Genomic DNA, 6,028 nt, shown 5'->3' with positions numbered 1-6,028 from the left:
GAACACGTCCCGACTGCATGAAACTCTCGACTACCGCACCCCCGCAGCGGTCGAAGCGTCCTACACTCACCCCACGACGACCGCGCCCGCCTAACCACGGAACGAAACCCAGGGCGCTTCAAAGCACTCAGCGAACTGGTCCAGTCGCACCTGGCGGCAGAGCTCGAGGTGATACTGCCCGCCGGAACGTTCTGGGAGGTCGTTGCAGTCGTCGACGCCGAACACCCGATGGCGCGGCGCGACAGCAGGGACGTGTTCACGCGGGTGAGGACGATCCAGATGGTCGAGATTGGGGTAGACGATCTGGACTCGGCACACCCCATTCGCATGACGGCGACAGAGGCGGAGCTCGACGCGCTCGCTTCGGGGCCATCCTGACCGGGGCCGATCCAAAGCAATCGGAACCGTGAACATCTGGAACCTGGGATGATGCCGCCATGACCCAGAAGCCTCTCGTTGTCCCCGACATCCGTTCGCGCGCCGGCGCCTTCGTCGCCGAATGGCGGGACGCCGAAGGATACGAGCGCGGGGAGGCGCAGGAGTTCGTTCGGGACCTGCTGGGGGTCTTCGGAGTCAGCGGGCGCACCGCCGCGGTCTACGAGAAGCGAGCGCAGCGCTCCACGACCGGCCACCGCGGATACATCGACGCCCTGGTCTCCGGCACCGCGCTCATCGAGATGAAGTCCGCCGGCGAAGACCTCGAGCGAGCGGAAGCTCAGGCGCTGGACTACATGGGCTCCCTCACCGAGAACGAGAAGCCCGACTACATCATCACCAGCGACTTCAAGCGCTTCCGGCTGCTGAACCTCCAGGCTGGCCCCGGTGAACGGAGCGTCCTCGAGTTCACCCTGCAGCAGCTGCCCGACCACGTCGAGGACCTGCTGTTCCTGGCCGGGTACCGCCGCACCCAGTTCGGGTCCGCGGAGCAGGAGGCCGCGTCGATCAAGGCCGCCCAGCTCATGGCGAAGCTCTACGAGCACCTCGAGAAGACCGGGTACGACGACCACCAGGCGAGCATCTTCCTCATCCGCACCCTGTTCTGCCTGTACGCGGACGACTCGGGGCTCTGGGACCGCGACCTGTTCTCCCGATGGATCGAGGAGCGCACCAGCGAGGACGGGTCTGACCTCGGATCCCAGCTCTCCACGCTCTACCAGGCACTGAACCGTCCCGAGGAGAAGCGCTACGGCCAGGACGACGACCTGCTGATGGCGTTCCCGTACGTCAACGGGTCCGTGTTCGGCGAGGCCGTGGACATCCCCTACTTTGACCGCGCCTCGCGGGAACTGCTGCTGCAGGCCGCCTATTTCAACTGGTCCAGCATCTCGCCGGCGATCTTCGGGTCGCTGTTCCAGGCGGTGAAGGATAAGAAGTCCCGGCGGAGCCTGGGTGAGCACTACACGACCGAGACGAACATCCTCAAGGTCATCCGCCCGCTCTTCCTCGACGAGCTCGAGGAGCGCTTTGAGAAGTCGAGGAGCCGCCGGGGCGAGCTGGAGAAGCTCCTGGACCATCTGGGGTCGCTTACGTTCATGGATCCCGCGTGCGGCTGCGGGAACTTCCTGATCATCGCCTACCGGGAGCTGCGCGCTCTGGAGCTGCGCATCCATCAGCGTCTCCAGCAGCTTGAGAGTGACCAGGCGAACCGCCAACGCGGGAGGCGTCTCTCGAAGCTGGGGATCGACGGCGACGCTCACCGCGATCGGGGAGTCCAGCTCACGCTCGGCGCCGAGGACCTGGTGCACGTGAAGCTCGCGCAGTTCCATGGCATCGAGCTCGAGGAGTGGCCGGCGACGATCGCGCGCACCGCCATGTTCCTCGTCGAGCATCAGGCGAATCAGGACATGAGCCGCACCCTGGGCTATTCCGCCCCGATGCTGCCGCTGGCGGATTCCGCGCGCATCACCGTCGGCAACGCCCTGCGCACCGACTGGACCGACGTCGTCGCCGCGACCCCGGACACGGTCGTCATGGGCAATCCCCCGTTCCTCGGGCACGCGACTCGCACCCCCGAGCAGGCCCAGGAACTGCGCGACGTCTGGCAGCGCAAGGACATCGGCCGCCTGGACTACGTCACTGGCTGGTACCGCAAGGCCGTCGACTACTTCGGCGGCACGAGCGGCCGCTTCGCCTTCGTCTCGACGAACTCCATCACCCAGGGCGAGCCGGTTCCCGCCCTGTTCGGGTCGATCTTCGAGGCCGGTTGGCGCATCCGCTTCGCTCACCGCACGTTCGCGTGGACCAGTGAGGCTCCCGGCGCCGCGGCCGTGCACTGCGTCGTCGTCGGATTCGACCGTGAGAAGGGCCCAGCCCGCCTGTTCTCCTATCCGTCCCTGCGCGGCGAGGCGGTCGAAGCATCTGCTCACTCGATCAATGGCTATCTCGTGGACGGCCCGAATGTCCTCGTCGAGCAGCGCAGAGCGCTCTTGTCCCCCGGATTGCCCCCGGCAACCTTCGGCAGCATGCCCCGAGACGGAGGGCACCTTGTCGTCGAAGTCGAGGAGTACGACGAGGTGATGGCAGACCCGGCCGCCGCGAAGTATGTGCGGCAGTACGTCGGCGCTCGCGAGCTCGTCCGCCGCCAGGAACGCTGGTGCCTGTGGATGGTCGATCTCGACCCCGCCGACGCGCGGAGATCTCCAGTGCTCCGGGAACGGCTCGAGGCAGTGCGCGAGTTCCGCAGCGCCAGCTCAGCATCCTCGACCCGCGAGATGGCTACGACCCCCAATCTCTTCGGCCAGCGGTCCCAGCCCGATGTCAACTACATCTGCATTCCGCGTGTGGTCAGCGAGCACCGGACCTACATGACCTGCGCCTACTTCGGACCAGAGGTCATTGCCAGTGACGCGACCTTCAAGGCGGAAGACCCGGACGGGCTCCTGTTCGGCATCATCTCCTCATCCATGTTCATGGCCTGGCAGCGCGCCGTGGGCGGTCGACTGAAGTCCGACATCCGGTTCTCGAACACCCTCACCTGGAACACCCTCCCCCTCCCCCCGGTGGAGTCGGCTGCGCGCGAGAAGATCATCGCGGCCGGCGCCGACGTCCTCGCCGCGCGAGCACTGCACCCCGAGCGGTCGCTCGCCGAGCACTACGATCCGCTGGCGATGAGCCCCGAGCTGCTCAAGGCACACCGCGTGCTGGACGTGGCGGTCGACAAGGCGTTCGGGGCCCGCCGCCTGTGCGGGTCGGAGCAGGAACGCCAGAAGATCCTGTTCGAGCGATACGCCGAGCTCACCGCCGCCGAACAGCCCTGATCGACGACACCGCGCCGGCTCAATGGGAGGATCACGCGCCCGTTGGACCCGGCAGCGCCTTCCCGTTCGCGTCGATCTGGCGGTCGATCTCCTCGAGCATCCGCCTGGCGCGGTCGACCTGATCCTGCAGGAGCTCGCGCTTGCTCCACTTGCTCTTGGCGTCGAGACCTTCCGGGATCTCGTCGGCGATCTCTCCCTCGGCATGGGAGATGAACTCCTCGAGGGAGTTGGTGAGCACGTAGTAGTCGGTGTGGTTCCCCAGGTCCAGCACTACCGGGTTGATCTCGTCCTGATCAGGATCCCGCTGGGCCATGTCACAGGCTTCCGTTCTGTGAGGCGCCCGGAGCCTGACACCGAGGGCAGTGCAGCCATCCGCCGTCGTCCAGGATGAAATCCGGAGGCTGCCCACATCCTGAGCAGAGGATCATGTCGTGGTGGCGCTGCCACCCGTCGATGGAGAACCAGTGGCCGTCCTTACCTGGGTAGTGCTGGGTCTTGAGGTTCACCGGCGGGCGGGGCGGCAACGGTTCATTGTGGGCGGCGACGAAGAGCCTGTCAATCTGTCTGTGTAAGTGGTGGTGTTCAGAGGTAGGGGTTGATGCGGTCGGGGTAGGCGGCGGCGAGTTGGGCGAGGGCTTGTTTCCAGTTCGTGGTGACCTGGCCCTCGACGAGGCGGCCGGAGGCCTTGCGCTCGCTGGCGGGCTTTCCCTTCTCCCGTGCTCGATCGAGGGCGCGTTTGTCCTCGATGTTGCAGATCGCCAGCCAGAGCAGCTTGACCGCGGCCTCGGTCGAGGGGAAGTGGCCGCGGTTCTTGGTGACCTTGCGCAGCTGGAAGTTCAGCGACTCGATGCTGTTGGTGGTGTAGATGACTCGGCGCAGCATCGGAGGGAACGCGAGGAACGGGACGAACCGGTCCCACGCGTTGTTCCAGGTCATCACCGCGGACGGGTACTTCTGGCCCCACCCAGAGGCCGTGAACTCCTCGAGGGCCTTGCGGGCAGCGTCCTCGCTCGGGGCGGTATAGATCGGCTTCAGCGCGGCGGCGACCTTCTTGCGGTCGGTGTAGCTGACGAACCGCATAGCGGCGCGGATCAGGTGGACCACACAGGTCTGGACCATCGAGTCCGGCCAGGTCGCCTCGATCGCCTCGGGAAGGCCCTTGAGCCCGTCGCAGCACACGATCAGCACGTCCTTCACGCCGCGATTGGCGAGGTCCGCGCACACGTGCGCCCAGAACGCGGAGCCCTCGGTGTCCTGGACCCAGATGCCCAGCACGTGCTTGACGCCCTCGAGGTCCACGCCCACGGCGAGATACGCGGAGCGGCCGATGACCTGGTGATCCTCGCGGACCTTGATCCGGATCGCATCGAGGTAGATCACCGGGTAGAACTCTTCCAGCGGCCGCTGCTGCCACTCCAGGATCTCCTCGGCGACCGCGTCCGTGATGTTCGAGATCGTCTCGTGGGAGAGGTCCGTGCCGATCGTGGAGGCCAGGTGGTGCTGGATCTCCCGGATCGTCATCCCGCCCGCATACAGGCTGATGATGATCTCGTCCAGGCCACCCAGGCGGCGCTGGCCCTTCGGGAGCAGGCGCGGGGCGAACGTGCCGATCCGGTCACGAGGAACGTCGAGATCGATCGCTCCGACCTCGGACTGGACCGTTTTCGGCGTGGTCCCGTTGCGGGAGTTGCCCGTCCCTCGGCCCTTTGCGTCGTGCTTGTCGTATCCCAGATGGTCGGTCAGCTCGGCCTGCAGGCCGCGTTCGAGAGCGGCTTTGACCAGCGCGGGAATGAACCCGCCGTCGCCGGTCAGCTCGATCTTTCCTGCGTCGATCTGCGCGAACAGGCCATCGAGCTCGCCAGCAGCCTGAAGCTGCTTGACGAGGTCCGCACCCGTGGGAGCATCGCCCTCGTTCTCATCGGTCATGGTCGTCATTGTCTCGGTCCCTTCAGTCAGGACTTACACAGACCATCTGACACGCCCGAGCGGTGACCGGCGTCGACTGTCGGTCTGGGCGTAGCGCTCCCGCTGCGCACCCCGTGGTCCTCCCCGCCCACTGGTGGCCACGCGCCGTCGGCGCGGCGATCCATGGACTCGCCTTTTCTGCACCCACGGTCGACCGGTACCCCGACCCAAGAGACGGAGAAGTATCCAGGTGAAGACCCCGAATCTCCCACTGGTCCCCGAGGTCGACGTCCCGCTGTGGCGGGCACTGGTCGACCTCACCGAGACCCCCGCCATCACTCCCCGAGAGGAGAGCCGGCTGGAGGCCATCTACGCCGCGGCCAGTGGCACCGCCCAGGACGGTCTCGCCACACGCCGCGAGATCCTGACCGGCTCGTGGCTGGTGAACCATGCTCTGCCGACGTTCATCGGAATCGACCACAGCCCCGCCTTCGACCTGTCGACTCTCGACGGAGCCCAAAGAGCCCTTGGCCACACGGCTCGTGTCTCCCAGATCGTTCCTTCCGCTTTCATCGACAGGAGGGCGGGCGAGAAGCCGGTGTACATCGGGACCGGGGTCAAGGGCGCATGCGAGCTCATCCACGAGTACCGCCCCCGGCAGGACTCCTCGCTGCCCCCAGAGCACGCGCACTGCCTGGAGGAGATCGCCAAGACCGCCGCCCGAATCTCACTGGGCGTGAAAGACCCCGACGGACACATCACGTCACGACTGCGAGAAGGGTTCCTCCACCACCTCGAGAGCCTCGTGCACACGGAAGCGTGGTCCCCGCCCACTGCCCGTGGTGAGTAGTTCGAGGGGAAGGACG

5 protein-coding genes are annotated in these 6,028 nt (G+C 66.3%); 3 read left to right on the top strand and 2 right to left on the bottom strand.

What is annotated here, in order from left to right; genetic code table 11:
• Nucleotides 1-168: 168 nt before the first annotated feature.
• Complete coding sequence (locus tag MHY49_RS02240; RefSeq protein WP_239202245.1) at nucleotides 169-378, top strand: hypothetical protein; 210 nt, start codon at nucleotides 169-171, stop codon at nucleotides 376-378.
• 59 nt (nucleotides 379-437) lie between these two features.
• Nucleotides 438-3,257 (top strand): DNA methyltransferase, encoded by a 2,820-nt coding sequence (locus tag MHY49_RS02235; protein WP_239202244.1) that lies wholly within the window; start codon nucleotides 438-440, stop codon nucleotides 3,255-3,257.
• A gap of 31 nt (nucleotides 3,258-3,288) precedes the next feature.
• Here MHY49_RS02235 and MHY49_RS02230 read toward each other — a convergent pair whose 3' ends face one another.
• Together MHY49_RS02230 and MHY49_RS02225 are read right to left on the bottom strand one after the other, a co-directional pair.
• On the bottom strand, nucleotides 3,289-3,570 hold the full coding sequence (locus tag MHY49_RS02230; RefSeq protein WP_239202243.1) for a hypothetical protein: 282 nt from the start codon (nucleotides 3,568-3,570) through the stop codon (nucleotides 3,289-3,291).
• A gap of 269 nt (nucleotides 3,571-3,839) precedes the next feature.
• Nucleotides 3,840-5,192, bottom strand: coding sequence for an IS256 family transposase (locus tag MHY49_RS02225; RefSeq protein WP_239202242.1), 1,353 nt, complete (start codon nucleotides 5,190-5,192; stop codon nucleotides 3,840-3,842).
• Nucleotides 5,193-5,412: 220 nt separating this feature from the next.
• Here MHY49_RS02225 and MHY49_RS02220 point away from each other — a divergent pair, with 220 nt between their 5' ends.
• Nucleotides 5,413-6,012: a hypothetical protein gene (locus MHY49_RS02220; protein WP_239202241.1), complete on the top strand. Its 600-nt coding sequence runs from the start codon at nucleotides 5,413-5,415 to the stop codon at nucleotides 6,010-6,012.
• The last annotated feature ends 16 nt before the right edge of the window (nucleotides 6,013-6,028 follow it).

Source organism: Brachybacterium sp. ACRRE (assembly GCF_022346485.1).
In the GTDB taxonomy this organism is placed as follows: Bacteria; Actinomycetota; Actinomycetes; order Actinomycetales; family Dermabacteraceae; genus Brachybacterium; species Brachybacterium halotolerans.
This window is presented reverse-complemented; position numbering and strand designations above follow the sequence as displayed.

Coding starts and splice junctions, on each gene's coding strand:
- MHY49_RS02225 (WP_239202242.1), bottom strand. CDS start 5,192: ATGACGACCATGACCGATGAGAACGAGGGCGATGCTCCCACGGGTGCG.
- MHY49_RS02230 (WP_239202243.1), bottom strand. CDS start 3,570: ATGGCCCAGCGGGATCCTGATCAGGACGAGATCAACCCGGTAGTGCTG.
- MHY49_RS02235 (WP_239202244.1), top strand. CDS start 438: ATGACCCAGAAGCCTCTCGTTGTCCCCGACATCCGTTCGCGCGCCGGC.